The sequence below is a fragment of the Marinovum sp. E3 genome (genome assembly GCF_055755275.1).
Window position 1 is genome coordinate 61,160 of the sequence record NZ_JBVTQV010000002.1, and the last position, 24,672, is coordinate 85,831.

Consider the following 24,672-nt stretch of genomic DNA (forward strand, 5'->3'; position numbering starts at 1 on the left):
ATAATGAGTGTCGGAAAACATCTGATAGCTGGAAACTGGATTGGCGGAGAGCGGACGTTCCGGTCCGATCCGGCGCATGGCGAACCTCGGGAATTCTCGGTCGGCACGCCCGACCTTGTTGACGCAGCCGTGGAAGCTGCCGAGGCTGCCTTTGCGAGCTATGGAAAGACGAGCCGCGCAGATCGCGCCGCATTTCTGAACGAAATCGCGAAGGAAATCGAGAGCCGTGTGGATGAGATCGCAAAGATCGGGTCTCAGGAAACCGGGCTGCCCGAACAACGTCTGATCGCCGAGTGTGGCCGCACAACCGGGCAATTGCGTCTGTTCGCCGATCACATCACAGCGGGTGATTATCTTGATCGCCGTCACGATGCCGCCTTGCCGGATCGCGCCCCCTTGCCCCGCCCCGATCTCAAACTGATCCAGCGCCCGATTGGTCCTGTCGCGGTCTTTGGTGCGTCAAATTTCCCGCTGGCCTTCAGTGTGGCTGGCGGTGACACCGCGAGCGCCTTGGCGGCCGGTTGTCCTGTCGTGGTCAAGGGGCATTCAGGTCATCCTGGAACCAGTGAAATCGTCGCGCAGGCGATCGACGTTGCGCGCAAGACGCACGGGATAGACGCCGGCGTCTTCTCGTTGGTTCAGGGTGGCAGCCGCGATGTCGGCACCGCTTTGGTGCAGCACCCTTTGATCGCCGCCGTCGGATTTACCGGGTCTTTGGCAGGCGGCAGGGCGCTGTTTGACCTGTGCGCCCAACGCCCGACCCCAATTCCGTTTTTTGGCGAACTCGGGTCTGTCAATCCGATGTTCGTTCTGCCCGCCGCCCTGTCGGCACGTGCGGCATCGATAGGGGAGGGGTGGGCAGGTTCCCTGACAATGGGCGTCGGCCAGTTCTGCACAAAACCCGGGATCGCAATCGTTGTCGCCGGGCCAGAGGCAGATACGTTTATTGCGGCAGCGGCCACCGCCCTTGATGGAATTGCCCCGCAGACGATGCTGACCGATGGGATTGCGCAAGCCTATCAATCCGGCGCCGCAAAATTTGACAGCGACGCCACCACCACCCGTCACACAGGTCATGACGGCTCGGTGGGTGACGGGCGCACGGCGCGTCCGGTCTTGCTGTCGGTCCCGGCAAAGGACTGGTTGGAAAATGCCAGCCTGCACCACGAAGTCTTTGGGCCCCTTGGCCTGGTGGTTCTGGCCGATGACGTCAGGCAGATGCACAAGATTGCCGCCTCTCTCGATGGTCAGTTGACGCTGACACTCCAAATGGAAAACGACGACCGCGAAGAGGCCGGCAAGCTCATTCCGCTGCTCGAGCGCAAGGCAGGCCGCATCCTTGCCAACGCATTTCCAACCGGCGTCGAAGTATCTGACACGATGGTGCATGGCGGCCCATACCCGGCTTCGACGAATTTCGGGGCAACTTCGGTCGGAACACTGGCCATTCGCCGCTTTGTCCGTCCGGTCTGCTATCAGAACCTGCCCGACTCGCTCGTCGATGACTTCGCCGGCAATCCGTGACATGACACAGCCCACACCGCGCCTTCGTTCACAGGATTGGTTCGACAATCCCAACCATGCCGACCTGACGGCTCTCTACCTTGAACGGTTCATGAATTACGGGATCACGCCGGACGAATTGCGATCAGGTCGTCCCATAATCGGGATTGCGCAGAGCGGCAGCGATTTGGCCCCCTGCAACCGAGGGCATCTCGCCAATGAATCGCGCGTCAGGGACGGAATTCGCGATGCGGGAGGTATCCCAATCGCCTTTCCGACACATCCAATCTTCGAAAACTGCCGCCGTCCGACCGCGGCATTGGATCGGAACCTGGCATATCTGGGTCTCGTCGAAATTATGAACGGCTATCCGCTGGACGGGGTTGTTCTGACGACGGGCTGTGACAAGACCACGCCATCCGCGCTCATGGCGGCATCGACCGTCGATATCCCTGCGATCGTGTTGTCTGGCGGCCCGATGTTGGACGGGTGGCACAACGGCGAACGGGTGGGGTCCGGCACCGTCATCTGGCGGGCGCGGCGAAAACTTGCTGCCGGCGAGATGACCCGTGACGAATTCCTTGATGAAGCGTTGGATTCGGCCCCGTCGGCCGGACATTGCAACACCATGGGCACCGCCCTGACGATGAACGCAATGGCAGAAGCGCTGGGAATGTCCTTGCCCGGATGCGCCACGATCCCAGCGCCTTACCGCGAGCGCGGCCAAATTGCGTACAGGACGGGAATGCGGATCGTCGAGATGGTGCGCGCAGATCTCTGCCCGTCCGATATCATGACCAAAGCCGCATTTCTGAACGCTGTAAACACATGCGCTGCCCTTGGCGGATCCACGAATGCACAACCCCATCTGAACGCCATGGCCTTGCATGCAGGCCTGTCCCTGACGGCGGCAGACTGGTCGGCGGCCTATGACATACCGCTCTTGGCCAACGTTCAGCCCTCCGGCGACTATCTCGGGGAAAGTTTTCATCGTGCCGGTGGGGTGGCATCAATCATGCGCGAACTGCTGGACAACAAAAGGCTAAACGGGGAATGCCTGACCGTCTCCGGCGAGAAAATTTCGATCCAACTGGCGCGGGCCGCCGCCCCTGACGGCGATGTCATTCGTTCTTACTCGCAACCGTTGAAAGACCGCGCCGGCTTTCTTGTTTTGAGCGGCAATCTATTTGATTTCGCCATTATGAAGACGAGCGTCATTTCAGACGAGTTTTCCGAACGTTACCTGTCCGACCCCGAGAGGCCCGGTGTGTTTGAAGCCCGCGCGATCGTCTTTGAAAGCTCAGACGACTATCTCGCGCGGATCAACGATCCGACCCTCAATATCGATGCCCAAAGTATTCTTGTGATCAGGGGGGCGGGGCCCATTGGATGGCCGGGTTCGGCCGAAGTGGTCAACATGCAGCCGCCGGATCATTTGTTGAAATCGGGAATTACCAGCCTGCCCACGCTTGGCGATGGCCGCCAATCCGGCACGGCTGATAGCCCGTCCATCCTGAACGCCTCGCCAGAGAGTGTCGCGGGCGGTGGCCTATCGTTGCTGAGAACCGGTGATACAATCCGAATTGATATCAAGAACGGCACCTGCAATGCCGTTGTTGACGACGAGGAACTGCGCCAGCGCCGTACAGGCGGCCTTGAAATTCCCGAGGCGAATACGCCCTGGGAGCGGTTATACCGCGAAAATGTCACGCAGCTCGAAGACGGCGGAATTCTCAAAGGGGCGCCATCGTTTCGCGCGACCAGGAACCGCCTCCCACGGCACAATCACTGAACGCTTTTCCAAAGGTGGTTCTGGATCGAGTCATCCCCCGAGGAACTACACTGCAAAAGTGTGCTCCCGCCATCCACCTGAACCCGGGGGCGCCTGAAATCCAAGGCGCCCCCAGGGGAAATCATGTCCTTGCGTTAGCCACCTGCTCCTTGGCCGCGGCCACGATGTTGCCCGGCGTGAAGCCATATTGACGCTGGAGTTCCGCGAGCGGCGCTGACGCTCCGAAAGTGCGCATGCCGATGATCTGGCCGCGCAGTCCGGTATACCTGGTCCAGCCCAGGATCGACGCCTTCTCAACCGCCACGCGGGCGGTCACGTCCGGCGGCAGGACGGCGTCCTTGTAGGCCTGCTCCTGCTGCTCGAACAACTCCCAGGACGGCATGCTGACCACGCGCGCGGCGATACCCGCAGCCTTCAGCTCCTCGTAGGCCGCGATGCACAGCGACACTTCGCTGCCCGTGGCCAGTAGCAGGACGTCCGGCTTGCCGTCGACGGCATCGGCCAGCACATAGGCGCCGCGGGCGACGCCGGCCGCCGGGGCATAGCGAGAGCGGTCCAGAGTGGGCAGGTTCTGGCGGCTGAGGATCAGCACCGCCGGCTCATGGCGCAGATGCATGATGACGCGCCAGGCCTCGACCACTTCGTTGGCATCGGCGGGCCGCAGCACCACAAGCCCCGGGATCGCCCGGAGCGAGGCAAGGTGTTCCACCGGCTGGTGGGTCGGGCCGTCCTCGCCGACGCCGATGGAATCATGGGTGAAGATGTGGATCGTCGGGATCTCCATCAATGCGCTCAGCCGGATGGCCGGGCGCGCGTAGTCGCTGAAGATCAGGAAGCCAGAGCCGTAGGGCCGGACCTTGGACAGCGACATGCCGTTCAGAACGGCGCTCATCGCGTGTTCGCGGACGCCAAAGTGGAAGTTGCGGCCGGCATGGTCCTCGGCGCTGAAGTCGCCGGCGCCGTCGAAGGTCAGCCTTGTATTGGTCGACGGCGCAAGATCGGCCGCGCCGCCGATCAGCCAGGGCACCTGTTCGGCAATGGCGTTCAGCACCTTGCCCGAGGCGATCCGGCCTGCCAGCCCCTTGTCATCCGCCGGAAAGCTGGGCAGGCCCTGGTCCCAGCCGTCCGGCAGCACGCGCCGTTGCGTGCAGTTCAGCTGATGCGCGAGGTCCGGATATGTGTCTTGGTACTCGGAAAACAGCGCGTTCCAGGCGCTGGACGCTTCATCGCCCCGCTTTCCAAGCCCGTCGCGGAAATGTGCGATCACTTCGTCCGGCACCTCGAATTTCGCGTCCTCGGGCCAGCCGTAATTCCGCTTGGTCAGGCGGATTTCATCGTCGCCCAGCGGACTGCCATGCGCGCCGTAGGTGCCCTGCTTGTTGGGGGATCCATAACCGATATGGCTGCGCACGATGATCAGCGTCGGCCGGTCCTCTGCCGCCCTGAAACTCCGAAAGGCCTGATCCAGCGCATCGAGATCGTTGGCATCCGCGACCCGGAGCACGTTCCAGCCATAGGCTTCGAACCGCTTGCCCACATCCTCGCTGAAGGCCAGGTCGGTCGACCCCTCGATGGTGATCTTGTTGTCGTCGTAGATCCAGCAAAGGTTGGACAGCTTGAGGTGCCCGGCAAGCGAGGCCGCCTCGCCGGAAATTCCCTCCATCATGCAGCCGTCGCCGGCCAGCGCGTAGACATCGTAATCGAAAAGCTCGAAACCCGGCCGGTTGTAGGTCGCCGCAAGCCACCGCTGCGCGATCGCCATACCCACTGTGGTGGCGACGCCCTGGCCGAGCGGGCCGGTCGTGGCCTCGACGCCGGTGGTCCAGCGATATTCCGGATGGCCCGGGCACGCGCTGCCCATCTGGCGGAAATTCCGGATCGCATCGAGCGGCACCGCCGGTTCGCCCTGGGTTTCGTAATCGGGATTGACCGCCTTGACGCCCGTAACGTGCAACAACGAATAGAGCAGCATCGAGGCATGGCCGACCGAAAGCACGAAGCGGTCTCGGTTCGGCCAGATCGGTCTGTCGGGATCAAAGCGCAGAAAGCGCTGCCAGAGGGTGTAGGCCACCGGCGCAAGCCCCATGGGCGCGCCCGGATGGCCGGAATTGGCGGCCTGAACCGCGTCGATCGTCAGAGTTCTCAGCGTGTTGATCGACAGTTGATCGAGATCGTCGGAATTGCTCATGACTGCGTTCCTTCCAAGTTCGGCAATGAGGCGCGAACGCGCTTTGATGAGGGGAGTGGAGGCCGGGATGAATATCCCCGGCCTTCCGATTGATCAGGCGGCGGACGACTGCGTCAGCTTTTGCTCGATGCCTTGCAGAAGCTTCTGATGGTCGGCGTCGAAATTACGGATGCCTTCGGCCAGCTTCTCGGAGGCCATGGCATTGGCGTTCAGCCGCCAGCGAAAATCCGACTCGTCCAGCGAGATCCGCGCCATGCCAGATGCACTCTCGGGCGTCATCACCCGCTGCACCCCGGCCTCCTCGGCGTCGAGTTCCTCGAGCAGATTGGGCGAGATCGTCAGACGGTCGCAGCCCGCCAGCGCCTTGACCTGGCCGGTATTGCGGAACGAGGCGCCCATCACGATGGTCTCGATCCCGTTCGACTTGTAGTAATCGTAGATCTCGCGCACCGAGCGCACGCCAGGATCCTCCTCGGCGTCGAAGCTGCGGCCCTCCTTGGCGGTGTACCAGTCGGTGATCCGGCCGACGAAGGGCGAGATCAGCGCCACGCCCGCTTCGGCGCAGGCCGCAGCCTGCGCGAGCGAGAAGAGAAGCGTAAGGTTGCAGTCTACGCCCTCGTCTTGCAGGACTTCCGCGGCGCGGATGCCTTCCCAGGTGGAGGCCAGCTTGATGAAGATCTTCTCACGACCGACCCCGCGTTCGCCGTAGGCCGCGACCAGCGCCCGCGCCTTGGCAAGCGAGGCCTCGGTGTCGAAGGACAGGCGCGCATCCACCTCGGTCGAAACCCGGCCGGGTACCAGTTGCGCCAGTTCCACGCCGACCCCGACAGTCAGGGTATCCGCGATCTCGAGCGGCGTCTTTCCGGCCGACCTGCCGGCCTCGATCTCCTTGGCGACCATCTCCTCGAAGGCTGGCATCTGCAACGCTTTCAGGATCAGGCTGGGGTTGGTTGTGCAGTCGTGGGGTTTCAGCGCCCGGATCGCATTCACGTCTCCTGTATCGGCGACAACGGTGGTCATCTCCCGCAATTGGCTCAGGCTGCTTGCCATGGGTCTTCCTCCTTGATCGGTTGTGCTGTGTTCGAACGTCAGACCCGGATGTCGTCCGCGACAAACGTCACATCCGCCTCCGGGCGGCCGGCGAGAATGCGGCGCGCGTTCGGCAGATCGTTGCGTTCGGCGCGCGCCAGGGCCTCGTCGGGTGTGTGCCCATGGTCGAGCCAGCGCTGCAAGAGACGGCCCCGCAACACCTCCTCGGGCGTGTCGAGCCAGACCGACAGGTCCCAGAGCGGCTTTAGCGATTGCCAAGGGTCTTCGCCGAAGAGCAGGTAGTTGCCCTCGACAATCGCCACGTCGCACTCCGCCTCGATCGAGGCCGTTCCCGCGACGGCGAGGTCACGGCTGCGGTCGAACAGCGGATAGACGACCTCGCCGCCTTGCTTCAACCGGTGCATCATGTGAATGAAGCCCTGCGCGTCGAAGGTCTCGGGCGCACCCTTGCGCGCCACAAGCCCGCGTGTCTCAAGCAGGCCATTGTCGAGGTGAAACCCGTCCATCGGGATGGCGCGGGCGGGGCGGCCCGCCGCATTTACTGCGGCCGTAATCATTCCGGCCAGCAGGGACTTTCCGCCTGCCGGCGCCCCGGCAACGGCCACCAGCCAGCGGTTCCCTATCCGCGGCAATCCGGCAATGCGCCGCGCAAGATCGACGACATTGCCGGGGGCGAACGCGTCAGGCGAACTCATCTGCACGCTCCGGCACCTTGGCGCCGGTCATGTAGGCGACGGCGTCGGACATGCTGTGATCCTTGGGGTTGATCACGCAGAGCCGCTTGCCCAGCCGGTGGACGTGGATCCGGTCGGCGACCTCGAAGACATGCGGCATGTTGTGGCTGATCAGGATGATCGGGATGCCGCGCGACTTCACGTCCTGGATCAGCTCCAGCACCTTGCGGCTCTCCTTGACGCCGAGCGCCGCCGTCGGCTCGTCGAGGATGATGACCTTGGAGCCGAAGGCCGCCGCGCGGGCCACCGCCACCCCCTGACGCTGGCCGCCCGAGAGCGTCTCGACCGCCTGGTTGATGTTCTGGATCGTCATCAGGCCCAGCTCCGACAGCTTCTCGCGGGCGAACCGCTCCATCTCCTTCTTGTCGAGCTTGCGAAACCACTTGCCCATGAAGTCCTTGCGCACGATCTCGCGGCCCATGAACATGTTGTCGGCGATCGACAGGGCCGGCGACATGGCCAGCGTCTGGTACACGGTCTCGATCCCGGCGTTGCGGGCGTCGATCGGCGAGTGGAAGTTGACCGGCTTGCCGTCCAACTCCACCGTGCCCTCGTCGGGGATCACCGCGCCCGAGACCGCCTTGATCAGCGTCGACTTGCCGGCGCCGTTGTCGCCGATCACCGCGAGGATCTCGCCCGGATAAAGGTCGAAGTCGCAATGATCGAGTGCGGTGACCTTGCCGTAGCGTTTGACGAGGTTGCGTCCTTTGAGAATGGGCTGGGTCATGCCGACACCTTTCTGATCCACTGGTCCACGGCCACGGCGGCGATGATCAGTGCGCCGATGAGCAGGAAGGTCCATTGCGGGTTGGCCCCGCCCATGCGCAGGCCAAGCTCGAAAACGCCGACGATCAGCGCGCCGAAGAAAGCGCCCAGGATCGAGCCGCGCCCGCCAAAGAGCGAGATGCCGCCGATCACCACGGCGGTGATCGCCTGGATGTTGCCGATCACGCCGGTCGTGGCCGAAGGCGACACCGAACCGAACCGCCCGATCATCACCCAGGCGGCGAGACCGCAGATGAAGCCCACCAGCATGTAGACGGACATCAGCGTTCGGTGCACGTCGACACCGGCCAATTCGGCGGCCTCCGGGTCATCGCCCACCGCATAGACATGCCGGCCCCAGGCGGTCGAGCGCAGCGCATAGGCCAGCGCCGCCACCAGCACGATCATCAGGAAGACGCCGAGGGTGAACCGCGCGCCGCCGACGTCGAAAGTGGTGCCGAGGAATTGCAGGAACGGGGCTTCGGCCTCGATGTCCTGGCTGCGGATGGTTTCATTGGCGGAATAGAGATAGGTGGCGGCCAGCACGATCTGCCACATGCCCAGCGTCACGATGAAGGGCGGCAGTTTCATCCGGCTGACCAGCCAGCCGTTGGCCGCGCCGATGGCGGTGCCGCAGAGCAGCCCGGCGATCACCGCGAAGAATGGCGGGATGCCGTAATTGAAGGAAAACTTGCCCATCACCACGGTGCAGAGCACCGCGATGGCGCCGACCGAGAGGTCGATCCCGGCGGTCAGGATGATCAGCGCCTGCGCCGCCGCCAGCACACCGACGATCTGCACCTGTTGCAGGATCAGCGTCATGGCGAAGGGCGAGAAGAATCGGCTGCCCAGCAGCAGGCCGAACAAGATGATCGCCGAGACCAGCACGATCAGCGGCACCAGGGCCGGTGTCGTGTGCAGCAGGTCGTGGAACTTGCCGACCAGCCCCTTGTGGTTCTCCTCGAACGACGCGACGTCGGTCGAGGCGTCCTGGGTTGCGGCTTCGTAATTGTCCGAGTTGGACATGAGTGCCTCCAGATGTTGTGCCGGGTGGGTCCGGGCACGGGAATAGAAACGGGGGCGGGCAGGTCACCCGCCGGAGTGTTCCATGTCAGAGAACTGTCCGGGCCGTCGGTGCGGCCCGGACAGTCAGGCGATCAGCCCCAGCAGAGGTTCTTGCCCTCAGCGACCGAGATCGACTCGACGCCATCGGCCGGCTGGTCGGTCACAAGCGCCACGCCCGTATCGAAGAAATTCTTGCCTTCGGTCGCTTCCGGCTTCTCGCCGGTTTCGGCGAAGGTCGCGATCGCCTCGACCCCCAGCGCGGCCATCTTCAGCGGGTATTGCTGCGAGGTCGCTCCGATGATCCCCGCCTCGATATTGTCGACCCCGGGGCAGCCGCCATCGACCGAGACGATCAGCACATCTTCCTGCCGGCCGATGGCCTTCAGCGCCTCGTAGGCGCCGGCAGCGGCGGGTTCGTTGATCGTGTAGACCACGTTGATTTCCGGATCCTGGGCCAGCAGGTTCTCCATCCCCTTGCGACCGCCTTCCTCGTTGCCTTCCGACACGTCGTGCCCGACGATGCGCGGATCCTTTTCATCGCCCCATTTGCCCGGGTCGCCGAGATCGATGCCGAAGCCTTGCAGGAAACCCTGGTTCCGCAATACCCCTACAGAGGGCTGCGAAATATTGATGTTCAACAGGCCGATTTTGGCGTTGGCGCTCTCGTCACCCAGGGAGGCGGCGGCCCATTGGCCGATCAGCTCGCCCGCCTTGAAATTGTCGGTTGCAAAGGTCATGTCGGCGGCGTCGATCGGATCGAGCGGCGTGTCGAGTGCGATCACCAGAATGCCGGCATCGCGCGCCTGTTGCACGGCGGGAACGATGGCAGAGGTGTCCGATGCGGTCAGCAGGATGCCCTTGGCGCCGTTGGCGATGCAGGTTTCGATCGCAGCGACCTGGGTCTCGTTGTCACCATCCACCTTGCCGGCATAGGTATTGAGCGCGACGCCCAGTTCCTCGGCCTTGGCGGTCGCGCCTTCGCGCATCTTGACGAAAAACGGGTTGGTGTCGGTCTTGGTGATCAGGCAGGCGCCAGCCGCGTGGCTGCCGGCATATGCGGTGCCGGCAAACGAGGCTGCACCGAGAGTGGCGAGTGCCGTAACACAGGTTCTAAGGGTCATGTTTCCTCCAAAAGTCGTTCTGTTGTCCGAGGTTTTGGAACCATAAAACTTCCTGATGAAGTAATTAATGGTGTCTGGTTCGGACAGTCCGTTGTTGCGGTCGCAACATGCAACCGGAGCGAGGCACCTGCTAAAAATCTCTTCGGCAGACGCGGGTTCTGGGTAGAACGTGAAGGGCTCGCGAGTCAATAAATAATTCATTCGAAAGTAAGTAATGGTGCGCGCCGACCCGCGCCGCTGCTTGTCAAACTGGCAAGAAATCTTACTATCGCAGCGTCGGCCAATGTGGTGAGACCTTCCAAAAATCAAAGTGATACATGGCCCGATGCGTCGCCTTCTGACCGAGAGGCGCTACTCCGGTCAAACCGCCAAAGGCGATCCAACCAGGTCGCCGTGGGGAACCACAACGAGGGCCTGATCCTCAAGTTGATCCGCAGGATGGGCAATTGACCAAGGCAGAGGCGACTCAGGCCACCGGTCCGTCCCCCAATGCGATTTCGGGGATCTTCCGAACTCTCGTGGACGCAAATCTGGTGATCCGGGGCAAACCCCAGCGCGGCAAGATCGGACAACCGTCCGTTCGGCCAGGATCAACCCGGACGCGCCACTATCTCGGCCTGCGACCAGGGCGCCGTGGTCTTGACCTCGCCTCGGTCGATTTCGGTTCTCTGGACAGTTCGCCGGCTGTCCCAAGGTGTATCGGACTTGGCTTTCATGCCGCCAATTTCTGATCTCGACCCTGCCAATATGCCTCGTCCGGCGTTCTGCGCTTGAACGAGCGCCGTTTTTTGACGTCCACCTTCGTCAGCAAAGCTCATCGTTTGGTGTCGGCCTGCGGTTCATCCCGGAAAGTGTCACCCAATACATTGTCACGCAGCAGGGGTGCCAATTCATGATCTGCGCGGGCGAGCGCAAGGAAGGGCGCAGGGGCTGTCAGCTCCGGGGTAAAGGCGGGGGCCACCACCGTGCCGCCCGCGGCCTTGATAATCGCGATGCCGGCGGCGGCATCCCACAGGTTCAACTCGCGCTCCGCATAGGCGTCGACCCAGCCCGAGGCGACACCGATCAGGCCAATGGTGGCCGCGCCGCTGCGGCGGAATTCGCCGCCCTGCGCCACGATCCGTTCCAGAAACGCGGCATGATCGGCAAAGGGCGTGCGCGGCGACCAGCCGACGGCAATCAGCGCTTTGGCAGCGGCGCATCCAGCGTCCACCTGAAGGGGAACGCCATTCTTGCGTGCGACGGGGGCGCCGGACAACAGCCCCTCGCACAGCAGATCCAGATCGGGCGCAAAGATCACACCCAAAACGATTTCGCTCGCGCTGGCACAGGCAATGGACACGGCCCAGTCCGGCATGCCGCGCAGGAAATTCGTCGTACCGTCGATCGGGTCGATGATCCAGACCTCGCCAGAGGAGGTATCGCCGCGGCGTCCGCCCTCTTCGCCAATGATGGCGTCTTGGGGGAAGTGTTCCGCAAGGCGTGTGCGGATGAGGGACTCCACCGCCAGATCGGCGGCGGTGACAAAATCCTGCGGCCCCTTGGCGTCGATGGTCAGCCCCCCATGGGCCGCGCGCATGTCACGGGCCAGCGTTCCGGCCTCTCGGGCCAGAGCGGCGGCAAAGGACAATCGGCCCTGCATGTTCATGGTTGTTCGATCTTTCCTGTGGTGCCGCGTGCCACCGGGTGCAGCGGCAGATGTGTCACCAGTGTCGGGGCATCCGGTGTTTGCAGTCGGTAGCTCATTGCCTCGACCGCCATGGCGGCCTGTGTGCCGGCATCTTGGCGCACGGTGCTGAGATCATAAGACGCCCAGCTGGCCTGTTCAATGTCGTCAAACCCGACAACGGCAATGTCCTGTGGCACGCGCAGCCCCAGATCACCGCGAAGCCCGTCAAGCGCGCCGCAGGCCAGCAAGTCATTCGCGGCAAAGAGGCCATCGCAGGAACGCAGGGTGGCTTCGTGGCGGCGCATTGCATCACGCCCGGCCTCAAAGGATTGGCCATCGCAGGGCATCACCTGACAGGGCATCCCCCTGGCGTGGACCAGTTCGCAAAAGCTGTTGACCCGGCCGATCACGGTGAATGTCCGATCCTTGGGGCGCAGCACGGAAAAACGGCGCGCACCCGCCGCGTGCAGCATGTCGAACACGATCTCGGCAGCGGCATCGGGGTCGAGCTGAATCCGGTCGCCGCCGCTGGAGCCGGGGTTGCGGTTGATCAATACAACGGGCACACGCAGTCGCTGACATTCCTCGGTCACGGCGGCGGGCGGTGTATCCGAAGTCACGATCATCCCGGCGAGGTTGTAATCCAGCATCGACGAGAGCAAGGGCTCCAGATCATCGCTGTGATCAGCGGTCAGAAGCAGCGGGCGAAACCCCTCGGAAATCAGCGCGCGGGCAAGGTGTTTCACCTGCCGCGCCCGAAACGGCGTGTCCAGCCGCGAGGCAAGGATGGCGACCAGCTGCGATCGCTGCGATTTGAGGTTCCGCGCCAGTGCGTTGGTGCGATAGCCCAAAGCGCGCGCGGCCTCCATGATCTTGGCGCGGGTGTCATCCGCGATGCTGGCACCGGGAGTGAAACAGCGCGACACCGCAGATCGCGAGACCCCGGCCATGCGCGCCACGTCGTAAGATGTGGGTCGACGGTGGTCATCCATCGGCGCGCACCAATCGGGCAAGCGCAAAGGGATGATCGACATTGGCAAGGTCAGGCGCGGCGGCCACGATCTGCGCCAAGGTGCCGGCATCACCGGCCATTGCGGCCAGCATGACAGATGCGCCTGCGGCGCGAACGGCGGCGAAATCCCCGGTGCCTTCGGGCATGGTGAATTCCACGATCTGCGGCGCAAGATCGGCCAGCGTATCCGCAAGCGTTGGATAATCCTGCCGCCGCGCCATGATGTTCGCTTGTGGGGCAAGGGCGCGCAGAGCTTGCAGTTTGGCGTGATCGAAAGACCAGAAAAACACGCGATCCTGCAATCCCGCCGCGCAGACCGCTTGCCAGACCGGGGCCGGGGGCGCGGATTTGAGCTCAAGATAGGCGCGCCCGTCATAGCGGTGCAGCAGGTCTAGAACTTCGGCCAGTGTCGGAACCGAGGTTCCGGCGAAATGCGGGCTGAACCAGCCACCGGCGTCGAGCGCGCGCAATTCGGCCAGGGTGTGATCACTGATCGGGCCCGCGCCATTGGTGGTTCTTTCCAGCGTGGCATCGTGGTGAATGACGATCTCGTCGTCGGCGGTGTGATGCAGATCGCATTCGATATAGTCAAAGCCAGCCGCCAGCGCGCATTCCAGCGCTGGTAGGGTGTTTTCCGGCGCGAATTTGTTGGCGCCGCGATGGCACACGGTCTGAAACGGCAGGCCGCGTCCCGGCTGGTTGACCAGTTCGGGCCGGTCCGAGCAGATGCCGATCACAGGGCGGGTGCGGATAGCGGCCATGCGCTCCGGGTCTTCCTCGTGCCAGATCGCGATGCGCTGGCCCTGGGCAAAGGCGCGTTCAAACAGGGCGTCGGTCAGCGTGTCTTGCGGCCGGTCCATATGTTCCCAGCACAGGTGGATCACATCCGCGCCTTGGGCATAGGCGAAGGGCTCCGCGCCCAGCGGCACAAGCACGGACCGGGGGTAGGGGCTGTCGGCTTCGGCCAGAAGCTTTGCGGCCTCCCGGTCAAAGGCACCAAGGATGGCGCGGGTGATGCCGTGGTCGCGCAGCATATGCAGCACTGGCAGGGTTGCGCGGGTGTCCTTGATATCGGCGTAGATGCCGGTGCCCAGCATCGCGGCCTCGGCCACCACATCCCGCAACAGGGGGCAGGGACGGTTTTCTGCCGTGGTGTGGGCGAGGATTTCGGCAAAGCTTGTGTCAGAGATCTTGCGCCCGTCCGACAGGATCTTGTCGTGGAACGCGATGATCTGGCCGTCGGACGATATGCGAATATCGACTTCCCACATTTCCGCGCCAAGCGCGCTGGCGATGCGGAATGCCTCTAGCGTGTTGTCAGGCGCATAGGCGGAAGCGCCCCGGTGGGCGATGGCATAGGGGCGGTCCGGGCGGGTCCAGTCGGGGGATGCGGTCACAGGCGGGCTCCTTCGGCGTCAAACAGATGCACGCGAGACAGGTCAAGCTGCCAGTTGACGGGTTGTCCCAGCGCGATGTCATGGCCGGCGGGCACGATGGCGCGCAGCCGTTGGTCGCAGGGCAGGGTCACGTCGATCAGGTCTTCGCGGCCTTGCGGCTCGATGAAACTGACCTGCCCGGCGATGGATGGCCCGCGATGCTGCGGGCCGAAATGTTCGGGGCGCACGCCCAGCGTGATCGGCCCGCGGGCCTCGGTGCCATGGGGCAGGGGGAGAGCGATGTCGGCGCCGATTGTCAGTTGGCCATTGGCCTCGGCCCGCAAGAAGCTGATCGGCGGATTGCCCAGAAACCCGGCCACATAGCGGGACGCGGGACGTTCGTACATGTCGCCGGGAGTGCTGATTTGTTCGATCCGGCCATCCTTCATCAGGGCGATGCGGTCACACATCGACATGGCTTCGATCTGGTCATGGGTGACAAGGATCGCGGTGATGCCGGTTTCGCGCTGAAGCCTGCGGATTTCCGAGCGCATTTCCAGCCGCAGCTTGGCGTCGAGATTGGCCAGCGGTTCGTCCAGCAACATCACATCGGGCTTGCGCACAAGCGCGCGTGCCAGCGCCACGCGCTGTTGCTGACCGCCGGACAATTGTTGCGGTTTGCGGGCCAGAAGATTGCCGATCTGGACCAGTTCCGCCATCTCGCCCACGCGGCGTTTGACCTCGGCCGGTTTGAGATTTTGCACCCTGAGCGGAAAGCCGATGTTGTCCGCCACGCTCATGTGCGGATAAAGCGCATAGTTCTGGAACACCACGCCGACCGGACGGTCCTGCGGCGGCAGACGGGTCACATCCCGATCCCCGAAATGCAGCGTGCCGCCGTCGATCCGGTGGATGCCGCTGATCGCAAACAGCGTGGTGGACTTGCCGCAGCCCGACGGCCCCAGCAGCGCGATCATCTCGCCGGAGGCGACCGAAAGCGACATGTCCTCGATCACTGTGGTGTCGCCAAAGCGTTTGGTAAAGTTTTGCAGTTCGATCCGCATCAGCCTTTCGTGCCTCCGCCATAAATGTTCATGAGCCGTTTCTGGAACAGCAGGTAAACTGCGATGACCGGCAATGCGTAGAACATGCCGATCGCCTTGAAGAGTCCGTAATCCGGGCGGGTGTCGTCCGCGATGACCGCGTTCATGTAGGTGGCCAGAACCTGGGCATCGGCGCCGGGCGCCAGCACCAGCGGCAGGATGAATTCCGACCAGCCGGCGAGGAAGGAAAAGATCAACAGCGCCGAAAGGCCCGGTTTGACCTGCGGCAGGATCAGTTCCCGCCAGACCCGGAACCGCGAGGCGCCGTCCTGCACGCCCGCCATTTCGATCTCCCACGGGACGGAATCGTAAAAGCCTTTCATGATCCAGATGCCAAAGGGCAATTCCAGTGCCGCTTTCACAAGGATCACGCCCATCAGGCTGTCGTAGAGCCCGAGAAATTGCAGCACGATGAAGATCGCGATGATCAGGGTAATGGTCGGAAAGGCATGCAGCATGATCAACCCGGCCAAGAAGAACCGCCGCGCCGGAAAGTTCAGCCGCGACAGCGCATAGGCGGCGGTGATCGAGAAGGCGCAAACCAAAAGCGCGGTCGCGCTGGCAAAGACGAATGTGTTGAAGGTCACCCGCCAGATGGAGGGCCGCGCACTGTCGATGCTTGTCCAGAGGAAGCGCCAGTTGGTCAACTCCCACTCCTGCGGGATGATGCCGCCGGGCGCGGGGCGCGACACGCTGTCGATCAACTGAAAGCCATACATGATGACCAGCGGCGCCGAGATCAGCGACAGCGCGAGGATCAGCATCCAGTTTCCCTTGGTGTTCATTGTTCGATCCTCGGTTTTGCAACGAGTTCGCTGAATTTGAAGAAACGCAGGTACAGCGCCGACAGCAGGATGCCGATGATCACCAGCGCCAGCGCATAGGCGGCCCCCAACCCGTATTCGAGATTGCCGCCATAGTTCGAAAGCGCGGTGTGATAAGCGGCCAGCGCCCAGACCTCAGTCTGTCTGCCCGGCCCGCCATCGGTGGCCAGCAGGATGTATTCAAACGAGGTCAGCAGCGACAAGGTTTGGTACGAGGTGATGAACAGGATCGGCCAGCGCATCTGCGGCAACAGCACATGGCGGACCTGTTGCCAGCGGTTGGCCCCGTCCACCTGTGCCGCGAACAATTGCGTTTCGGGGATCGCGCGCAGCGAGGAGGAAAACAGGATCATTCCCAACGACGCCCCCACGCAGCCATTGATCAACACAATGAATGTCCAGGCATGGGTGGCGGTGTGACGCATCCAGTTGATCGGCTCAAAGCCGAAGGGGCGCAGCATGGCCGAGATAAAGCCCTGATCCCATGTCAGCCATTGCCACATCAGCACATAGAGCACAGGGGGCAGGATGCGCGGCAAAAACCAGATGGCCCGAAACGTCTGGGCGGTGCGGCTTGGCAGATAGAAGGTCGACAGCGCAAGGAAAAGACCGAAGCCCACGTTGAAAGCAAGCGTCAGAACCACGTAGATGACGGAGTTCAGCGCATAACGCCATGTGGCAGGCAACTCCCACAGCAACTCAAAATTCTGGGTGGTAAAGGTCCACCCGGTATAGGCCGCCTCGGTCAGCGCGAGGCGGTCGCGCTCCGGCACGCCAAGATCGGCGATGGCCGAGGCGAAGTCATCCCGGGTGGCGAACCGTTGCCCAAGGATCGAGACGCGGAACAGGTCTGCCGCCGTCTTGCGGTCGCGGACCTTGCGCAGCGGGTTCCGCCGCAGCTCCTTCAGCGCCCGTTCCATGGCCCGCTGGTCGTCGAACTTTGCGCCGCCATGCAGCTTGTCCAGCTCTGCGGCGCGGTCCTCGCCGAATTCGGCGGCAAACAGGGCCAATGTTTCGGGCTGCACCGCGTATCCGGCACCTGCCAACAGGGCCACCGCGTCATCGCCAACACCCACTGCCGGCAGGCGGCGCAGGTCGCTTTCGCTGATCTGGTATTCGCCGCCCAGAATGCCGGTCGAGGTGCTCATGTTCGTAAAGGCAAAAACCACCGTCAGCACAACGGGTAGTAGAAAGAACATCATTACCGCCAGCAACGCGGGGCTGAGAAAGCCCAAGGCCAAAAGGGTCTGTCGGGTCATGTGGCACCTCGTGATTGAACAGGGGCGACGGCGGGCTGATTGTGCGCGCCGTCGCCGGATTTCAGCCGGATCAGGCTCAGCGAACGATCAGCTCGTCGCCCAGCGTGGCGGTCAGTTGCGCTTCCACTTCGGCCACGGCTTCTTCGGGGGTCTGAACGCCGGTCCAGGCGGCTTCGAGGCCCTTGAACATCGCTTCCGAAAACGCTCCGTAGCTGGGGTGGTTCGGTTGCGCATTGGCGTGCGGCAGCAGGACTTCGGTAGCCTCGGCGGCCCAGCGGTCACCGGAATAGAGGTCAAGACCGGCTTCGGCCTTGCCGATGGCGAGGTGCGACGACTTGATCGCATGCAGCGCGTTCAGGCGCGGCTCGGACGCGATGGCGACCAGTTGTGCGGCGATTTCCTCGACGCGGTCGTCTTTCTGATCGGTAAGAAGATAGACCAGCGGGTGGGTCACGGTATTGGCGCGGCCCGCATCATTGCCGGCCGGGATCAGGGTAAAGCCGACGGTGCCGAAGAAGTCTTCGTTGCCTTCCTTGCCGGTATAGCGACCATAATGCCATGTGCCGCCGTGCCAGAACGCGGCTTTGCCATTGGCAACTTCGGAATACCACTGGTCCCATTCGGTGCCGATGTGGTTCCTTCGGGTGACACCGGCATCCACCGCGTCGACAAAGAACTGGTACATCTCGGTCATGGCAGTGCGGTCGAACAGCAGCTTGCCGGTTTCGGTGTCCGTCAGCTCACCGCCGAAGGATTGATAGAACTGAGCGTAGTCCGGCCCGTTGGACACGCGCGGATAGAAGCCGTAGCCTTTTTCGACAAGGCCCATGTCGACGGCTTTCTTGGCATCGGCCAGCATGTCGCGCAGGGTGTATTCACCGGCCTCGACACGGGCAGACATGGCGTCCATGTCCGCCTCGCTGTAGCCGAGCGCTGCGAAGGTCTCTTTCCAATAGAAGAACGGGCGGCTTTCCGCGTCCTGGGGCACACCCCACTGCATGCCGTCAAACGTCGCGATTTCCATCAGGTTGCCGTAGATGTTGTTCAGCGGCCAGGCGTCCAGATCGACGTAGTCCTCGACCGGGACGATGTAGCCGGCGCTGGCCCAGGGGGCGATGTCCAGATGCGAGGTGACGACGATATTGGGGGCGTTGCCCGCTTCGGCGCCGAGGGTCACGGCCTGTTTGAAGCCGTCCCAGCCGTCGAAATCGCGTTTGCCTTCGACGGTGATGTTCAACTCTTCGCCGCGGATGGCTGCTTCGCGCGACAGCATGTCGGCGGCAATGCGGATGTTGTCTATGCGGTAGTGGTCGCTGTCATTGGACCCGCCGGCCCAGACTGTGATGGTGATGTCTTCTGCCAGAACCGGCGCGGCGGCCGTGGCGGCGATCAGCGCCAATGCGCTAGTCATCTTTTTCATGGGATCGAATCTCCAAGCTGTGGGGCGCACGCGGCATTGGGTTGCACACGTGTGCACAGCTCTCGACGATCTTTGTAACAGCGGCCTGTGTGTTAAGTGTCATTTACGTGAAAAAACGGCGGCCGCGGATATTCCACCATCAGCCCGGGTGCGAAAGTCAGTGGACAGCAGGACGTAGCAAGACGACCTGCCCCCTGCTGGTCCCTCATTCATAACGAGAGTCTGCAGGTTGGTGCTCTGCCGCCATGTTGTCTCAAGCCTCGTTGCGACAGTTTCCGCTATCTCAGCTTCTTCATCTCTTCCCGGAATGCCTCGGTCGGGGTTCGCCATCCGAGGCACTTTCTGGGCGTGCCGTTCAGGCGGTCGCAAATCGCCTTCATCTTGGGATTTGAGAGCGCCGCGAGCTGGGTGTCCCTAGGCAGGTAACGGCGCGCGCGCTTGTTCAGGTTCTCGACCGAGCCCTTTTGCCACGGCGCCTGCGGGTCACAGAACCACGCCACGGTGCCGATCCCGGGCTGCAACTTGCGCCATTCGCGAAATTCGAGACCGCGGTCAAAGGTGATCGAGCGGCGGGCCGGTTGGGGCAGGGAGACCACCACGTCCATCAGACGGTTCATGAACTGCGTCGAGCTGCGGTCGTTGTTGCGGAACAGCATGGCGAAACGGGTCTTGCGTTCCACCAGCGAAGCCACGTTCATCTTGCCCTGGGCCTTCTCGAAGATCATCAGATCGCCTTCCCATTCACCAAATGTCTCACGGGTCTTCACATACTCCGGCCGTCCATGGATCGACCGATCCGGCGGGAAAACAAGGCCGCGCGGGCGTCTGGCATAGCGCGGTTTGCGTTTCTTGCGGCGGCTGGGCAGATACCGCGCCAGCGCGGCGGACTGACCTTCGCGGCTGTAGACATGGGCGTATATCGTCTCGTGGCTGATGCGGATGGGTTGGCCTTCGAACCCGAGGCGGCCGGCGATCTGCTCGGGAGACCAACCTTCCTTGAGGCGGTCGATCACCGCTTCGCGCAGCTCGGGCAGCCGGATCAGCTTGCGACGACGGGTGCGCCGGGCGGCGGCATAACGCTGAGCATTGATCCCGTAGTAGCCGTCCAGATACGGTAGTTCCTCGTCGCTGAAGGAGTTGCGCTTGCTCTCGCGATAGATCGTCGAGCGGTGCCTGCCGATTTCCGCCGCAATCCTGCTGACCGGCACTTTCGTGTACAGCATATCCTCGATCGCACGTCGTTCGCGTAAATTCAGCTCTGTATGGGCCACTGTCCGTTCTCCTTGCTTTTCAGCAGGATAGGGGATTTGTCGCAACCCAGTTTAGAATGTGCCCCAGCAATCGTCGCGCCACGCAGAATCCGGATTATGGTAAATTGATACCTCAGTCCGCCTGCAAGACCCGGTCGGCCATCACCGCGGCCGAGGTGCGGTTGTCGACGCCCATCTTGTGAAACACCTGTTCGAGGTGCTTGTTGACCGTCCGGGCGCTGACCGAGAGGATATCGGCGATGTCGCGGTTGGTCTTGCCGTGGGACAGCCAGAGCAGCACTTCGGCCTCGCGGGCGGTCAGGCCGAAGCCCTCGGCCAGCCGCTGGTTCTCGGCCTGGCCGCCGGCAGCGCGCAGGCGGATCATCAGCTCGCCCTCGGCCAGCCCGATCAGGGTCAGCGTCAGGGCGCCCAGCACCAGCGGCCGCGCTTGCGACACCGGCATCCGCGCCACCTCGTCCAGCCAGCCTCGCAGGCGGTCGCTGGCCCGGCCCTCGGCGAAATCGGCGCCGATCCTGGCCAGCGCACCGCGGGTGCCCCAAGACAGCCGGCCGTCCGGCAACACGCCGATCACGTTCTGGCCGGTGTAATCCAGCGCCGCGCGGGCCATCTGGATCGCGCGGGCGTTCATCACATGGCGGGTGATCCGGGCGATCAGCTCGTCGACGACCACCGGCTTGGTGACATAATCGACGCCTCCGGCGCGCAGCCCGGCGAGGATGTGCTCGCCCTCGGTCAGCCCGGTCATGAAGATCACCGGCGCGCTTTCGGAGTTCGGCGGGGTCTTGAGCCGGCGGCAGGTCTCGAACCCGTCCATGCCGGGCATCATCGCATCGAGCAGGATCACGTCGGGCTGCACCCGCCGGGTAAGCCGCAGCCCCTCTTCGCCGGAGCGCGCCACCAGCACGGTCATGCCATTGCCCTCGAGCGCATCGCTGACCAGCCCCAGCGTCTCGGGGGCATCGTCAATCACCAGCACGATATAGCGCCCGCCCTCGGTTTCATCGGTCATCCTTGCATGTCCTTCAGCACTCGCGCCACGGCGGAGAGGTCGAAATCGGCCAGGTGCCCGTCCAGCCGCCGGCGCAGAGCGCCGTCCAACGCGCCGCCCCGGTCCAGCGCGTCAAGCTCGCGCACCACGCCGGCGGCATGACCGATATCGGCCAGATCGATCAACCGCCGCACCGCCTCCAGCGGCAGGGCACCGGCCGCGGGCGCAGCGGCCTGCGGGGTGTCGAAGGTCAGATCGACCTTGAGCAGCCGCGCCAGCCGCGACACCAGATCGTTGAGCGAATAGGGTTTCACCACGAAAGCGTCGTAGAGCCCGTCGCGGTCCACCGGCTGGCGGGCCTCAAGCGCATGGCCGGTGACCATGACGATCGGCGTGGCGCGGTATTTCGGCCGGGCGCGCAGTGCTTCGGCCAGTTCCCATCCGGTCATTTCGGGCATGTCGATATCCAGCAGAAAGAGATCCGGCGTAAGCTCGTCGACAAAGCTCAGCGCGGTTTCGGCATCGGAAAACGGTTGCAGAAGAAACCCCATCGGCCGCAGCACGGTTTCCAGCAGCCGCAGGTGGTCGGCGTCGTCATCCACCGCCATGATCGTCTTGCGCGCGCCGTTGTAGCCGATCGCGGCCAGGCCTTCGGACCGACCCCAGCCGGGACCCTGCGCCGCCGCGCCCTGCACCGAGGGCAGCATCAGCCGCACAGTGAAGGTCGTGCCCTTGCCGGGCTCGCTGTCGACGGTGATCTCGCCGCCGAGCACCTCGACCAGCAGCCGGGTGATCGTCAGCCCCAGACCCGAGCCGCCAGCGGACTTCTGCGCCAGCCGCTCGAAGGGTTTCCAGATCCGGTCGACCTGGGCCGGTTCGATGCCGATGCCGGTGTCGGCGATCTCGAAACGCGCGATCTCGTTGCGATAGGACAGGGACAGGCTGACCGAGCCCTGGGGCGTATAGCTGATGGCGTTCGACAGCAGGTTGATCAGGATCTGGCGCAGCCGCTTTTCGTCGAAATCGACCCAATCGGGCAGCTTGCCTTCGGTGGTGATGCCGAAATCGAGGCCCTTCTCGCGCGCCTGCCGCTCGAAGATCGCCGAAATCTGGCCCAGCAGCGCCGGCAGGTTGATGCGGTCGCGATGGATCTCCAGCCGCCCGGCCTCGATCTTGGAGATATCCAGCAGATTTTCGATCAACCCGGCCAGATGCTCGGACCCGCGCCGGATCGCCTGTACGGCCGTGCGGTGGTTGCGCGGCAGGCTGGCGTCGCGTTCGAGCACCTGGGCATAGCCGTAGATCGCGTTCAACGGCGTGCGCAGCTCGTGGCTGATGCCGGCCATGTAGCGGGTCTTGGCGAGGTTGGCGGCCTCGGCCTTTTCCTTGGCCGCCTGAAGCGCCGCGTCGGTGCGTTCATGCGCCCGCACCTCGCGCAGCAGGCGCTGGGTCTGAATATCGGCTTCGTCGCGCGCCTTGTGGTGGCTTTCGGCGGTGAGGATGAAGGTCCAGACGATCACCCCGATCGCCACCAGAACCGAGCAGAAGATGATGGCCAGAACCGCGTCGAGCGTGCCGCCATCGGCGCTGGCGCGGATCACCAAGAGCAGGGCCGCAAAGACCGCGGCCGGAACGAAGGTTGCCACCGCAAACAGCGCCACCCGCGTCGCCAGCGCCTGATAGAGCCGCTCGGGCAGGCGGCGCTTCATGCTGGCGGTGAAGACATGGCCAAAGCGCGCCTGCGGCTTGCAGGCATCGCGGCAGGAGGCATCGAGCGTGCAGCAGAGCGAACAGATCGGCCCGGCATAAAACGGGCAATCGGTCATGTCCTCGGCGTCGAAGCGAAACTCGCAGACGCAGCATTCGGTGGTCTGGCCGGCGTGCAACTCGGGGCGTGGCGCGGGTTTCGGCCCCGGCCGCGCGATGTAGTAGCGCCCGCCGGTCTTCCAGGCAATCAGCGGCGCCATGACCATCGCCACCGAGAGCGCCACCAGCGCCGAGAAACTTTCGGCCAGCGCACCGAACAGCCCGGCATAGGCCATCAGTGACAGTGCCACCGCCGCCCCCATGGCGCCGGTCCCCACCGGGTTGATGTCAAAGAGATGGGCGCGGCGGAACTCGATGCCGCGCGGGCTCAGCCCCAGCGGCTTGTTGATCACCAGATCGGCGGTCAGCGCCCCGATCCAGGCCAGCGCGACATGGGAATACAGCCCGAGGATCGACTCGATGGCGTGAAACACCCCCAGTTCCATCAGCATCAGCGCGATGGCCACGTTAAACACCAGCCAGACCACGCGGCCCGGGTGCGAATGGGTCAGCCGGGAAAAGAAGTTCGACCAGGCGATCGAGCCGGCATAGGCGTTGGTCACGTTGATCTTGAGCTGCGACAGGATCACGAAGGCGCCGGTCAGCACAAGCGCCAGCAATGCCGAGGGCATCACCGCGTCGTAGGCGGCATAATACATTCGCGTCGGATCGGTGGCCTGGCGCAGTGGCACCGCCGCGCTTACTGCGAGCGTCACCAGGAAGGAGCCCGCAAGCATCTTGGCAACTCCCAACACCGTCCAGCCCGGCCCGGCGGCCAGCATCGCCGCCCACCAGCGCCGCCGCTCGCGCGGGCTGCGCGGCTCGGGCAGGAACCGCAGGATATCGACCTGTTCGCCGATCTGCGCAATGAGCGACAGCACCACGCCCATGGCCGCGCCGACCATCATCATCGTCGGCCCCTCGGCGCCGCGCGCGCCGGTGTAGCTGGTCCAGCTGGTCAGCTCCGCCCCCGAGAGCGCCAGCAGCGCGAAGGGCAGGATATGCAGGACGATCCACAACGGCTGGGTCCAGGCCTGAAACGCCGAGATCTTGGAAAATCCGTTCACCACCAACGGGATCACCACCAGCCCCGACAGCAGATAGCCCAACGCCACCGGCACCCCGAAACAGAACTCCAGCGCGAAGGCTAGGATCGCCGCCTCGAGCGCGAAGAAGATGAAGGTGAAACTGGCATAGATCAGCGAGGTGATCGTCGAGCCGATATAGCCAAAGCCCGCGCCCCGGGTCAGAAGATCGATATCGACGCCGTAGCGCGCGGCGTAATAGCTGATCGGCAGCCCGGTCAGGAACAGGATCAGCCCAGCCAGCATGATGGCGAGGATCGCCGCGTCAAAGCCGTAGGTCAGGGTGATCGCGCCGCCAATCGCCTCGAGCGCCAGAAAGGAGATCGAGCCCAGCGCGGTATTGGCCACCCGCCCGAAACTCCAGCGCCGCGCCCGCCGCGCGGTAAAGCGCAGGGCGAAATCCTCCATCGTTTCGTTGGCGACCCAACGGTTGTAGCTCCGGCGTCCGCCGGTGGCACGGAATGCGACGACCATGGTGCCCCTGTCCTGCGCCGCCCCTGCCGGGCGGCCGATTTCGCCCCGGCGGGGCCTCCTCCGATCATGATCGGGAAAAACGCGCACTCATATACGTCAATCGACGTATACTGCATCGCAGCATTTGCTGTCAGCCTCGGGTCAGCACCATTGCCCATCACTGCGAT

18 protein-coding genes are annotated in these 24,672 nt (G+C 63.6%); 2 read left to right on the top strand and 16 right to left on the bottom strand.

Going from position 1 to position 24,672, the window contains the following annotated elements; all coding sequences use genetic code 11:
* Positions 1 to 3 precede the first annotated feature (3 nt).
* Positions 4 to 1,524 (top strand): aldehyde dehydrogenase (NADP(+)), encoded by a 1,521-nt coding sequence (locus AC0J5K_RS17770; RefSeq protein WP_274565360.1) that lies wholly within the window; start codon positions 4 to 6, stop codon positions 1,522 to 1,524.
* A complete protein-coding gene (locus AC0J5K_RS17775; RefSeq protein ID WP_473009909.1) occupies positions 1,517 to 3,295 on the top strand; it encodes an IlvD/Edd family dehydratase in 1,779 nt (592 codons plus the stop codon). The genes AC0J5K_RS17770 and AC0J5K_RS17775 overlap by 8 nt, the downstream gene beginning before the upstream one ends.
* 121 nt (positions 3,296 to 3,416) lie before the next feature.
* Here AC0J5K_RS17775 and tkt read toward each other — a convergent pair whose 3' ends face one another.
* The 16 genes from tkt to AC0J5K_RS17855 form a co-directional block, all read right to left on the bottom strand.
* Complete coding sequence (tkt, locus tag AC0J5K_RS17780; RefSeq protein WP_274565358.1) at positions 3,417 to 5,483, bottom strand: transketolase; 2,067 nt, start codon at positions 5,481 to 5,483, stop codon at positions 3,417 to 3,419.
* A 93-nt stretch (positions 5,484 to 5,576) separates the two neighbouring features.
* Positions 5,577 to 6,533, bottom strand: coding sequence for a transaldolase (gene tal, locus AC0J5K_RS17785; protein WP_274565357.1), 957 nt, complete (start codon positions 6,531 to 6,533; stop codon positions 5,577 to 5,579).
* A gap of 38 nt (positions 6,534 to 6,571) precedes the next feature.
* Positions 6,572 to 7,228 carry a nucleoside/nucleotide kinase family protein gene (locus AC0J5K_RS17790; protein WP_274565356.1) on the bottom strand — a complete coding sequence of 219 codons (657 nt, stop codon included), beginning with the start codon at positions 7,226 to 7,228 and terminating at the stop codon, positions 6,572 to 6,574.
* Positions 7,215 to 7,994, bottom strand: a complete 780-nt coding sequence (locus tag AC0J5K_RS17795; protein ID WP_371398960.1) for an ATP-binding cassette domain-containing protein — start codon at positions 7,992 to 7,994, stop codon at positions 7,215 to 7,217. Before AC0J5K_RS17795 ends, AC0J5K_RS17790 begins: the two co-directional genes overlap by 14 nt.
* Entirely contained in the window at positions 7,991 to 9,058 is a 1,068-nt protein-coding gene (locus AC0J5K_RS17800; protein WP_371398961.1) for an ABC transporter permease, read from the bottom strand. The genes AC0J5K_RS17795 and AC0J5K_RS17800 overlap by 4 nt, the downstream gene beginning before the upstream one ends.
* A gap of 131 nt (positions 9,059 to 9,189) precedes the next feature.
* On the bottom strand, positions 9,190 to 10,218 hold the full coding sequence (locus AC0J5K_RS17805; RefSeq protein WP_274565390.1) for a sugar ABC transporter substrate-binding protein: 1,029 nt from the start codon (positions 10,216 to 10,218) through the stop codon (positions 9,190 to 9,192).
* An 814-nt stretch (positions 10,219 to 11,032) separates the two neighbouring features.
* Positions 11,033 to 11,866, bottom strand: coding sequence for an inositol monophosphatase family protein (locus tag AC0J5K_RS17810; protein WP_074840517.1), 834 nt, complete (start codon positions 11,864 to 11,866; stop codon positions 11,033 to 11,035).
* Positions 11,863 to 12,879, bottom strand: coding sequence for a LacI family DNA-binding transcriptional regulator (locus AC0J5K_RS17815; protein WP_074840525.1), 1,017 nt, complete (start codon positions 12,877 to 12,879; stop codon positions 11,863 to 11,865). The genes AC0J5K_RS17810 and AC0J5K_RS17815 overlap by 4 nt, the downstream gene beginning before the upstream one ends.
* A complete protein-coding gene (locus tag AC0J5K_RS17820) occupies positions 12,872 to 14,296 on the bottom strand; it encodes a glycerophosphodiester phosphodiesterase (RefSeq protein ID WP_274565391.1) in 1,425 nt (474 codons plus the stop codon). Before AC0J5K_RS17820 ends, AC0J5K_RS17815 begins: the two co-directional genes overlap by 8 nt.
* Positions 14,293 to 15,339 carry an ABC transporter ATP-binding protein gene (locus AC0J5K_RS17825; RefSeq protein ID WP_274565392.1) on the bottom strand — a complete coding sequence of 349 codons (1,047 nt, stop codon included), beginning with the start codon at positions 15,337 to 15,339 and terminating at the stop codon, positions 14,293 to 14,295. Before AC0J5K_RS17825 ends, AC0J5K_RS17820 begins: the two co-directional genes overlap by 4 nt.
* On the bottom strand, positions 15,339 to 16,163 hold the full coding sequence (locus AC0J5K_RS17830; protein WP_074840510.1) for a carbohydrate ABC transporter permease: 825 nt from the start codon (positions 16,161 to 16,163) through the stop codon (positions 15,339 to 15,341). The genes AC0J5K_RS17825 and AC0J5K_RS17830 overlap by 1 nt, the downstream gene beginning before the upstream one ends.
* The gene (locus AC0J5K_RS17835) at positions 16,160 to 17,461 is read right to left on the bottom strand and encodes a carbohydrate ABC transporter permease (RefSeq protein ID WP_274565393.1); all 1,302 of its coding nucleotides are present in this window, start codon (positions 17,459 to 17,461) and stop codon (positions 16,160 to 16,162) included. The genes AC0J5K_RS17830 and AC0J5K_RS17835 overlap by 4 nt, the downstream gene beginning before the upstream one ends.
* 76 nt (positions 17,462 to 17,537) lie before the next feature.
* Entirely contained in the window at positions 17,538 to 18,881 is a 1,344-nt protein-coding gene (locus tag AC0J5K_RS17840; RefSeq protein ID WP_074840506.1) for an ABC transporter substrate-binding protein, read from the bottom strand.
* A gap of 278 nt (positions 18,882 to 19,159) precedes the next feature.
* Positions 19,160 to 20,152 carry an IS30 family transposase gene (locus AC0J5K_RS17845; RefSeq protein WP_420398588.1) on the bottom strand — a complete coding sequence of 331 codons (993 nt, stop codon included), beginning with the start codon at positions 20,150 to 20,152 and terminating at the stop codon, positions 19,160 to 19,162.
* A gap of 112 nt (positions 20,153 to 20,264) precedes the next feature.
* Entirely contained in the window at positions 20,265 to 21,161 is an 897-nt protein-coding gene (locus tag AC0J5K_RS17850) for a response regulator transcription factor (RefSeq protein WP_074838077.1), read from the bottom strand.
* Positions 21,158 to 24,505, bottom strand: a complete 3,348-nt coding sequence (locus tag AC0J5K_RS17855; protein ID WP_274564360.1) for a hybrid sensor histidine kinase/response regulator — start codon at positions 24,503 to 24,505, stop codon at positions 21,158 to 21,160. Before AC0J5K_RS17855 ends, AC0J5K_RS17850 begins: the two co-directional genes overlap by 4 nt.
* Between the last annotated feature and the right edge of the window lie 167 nt (positions 24,506 to 24,672).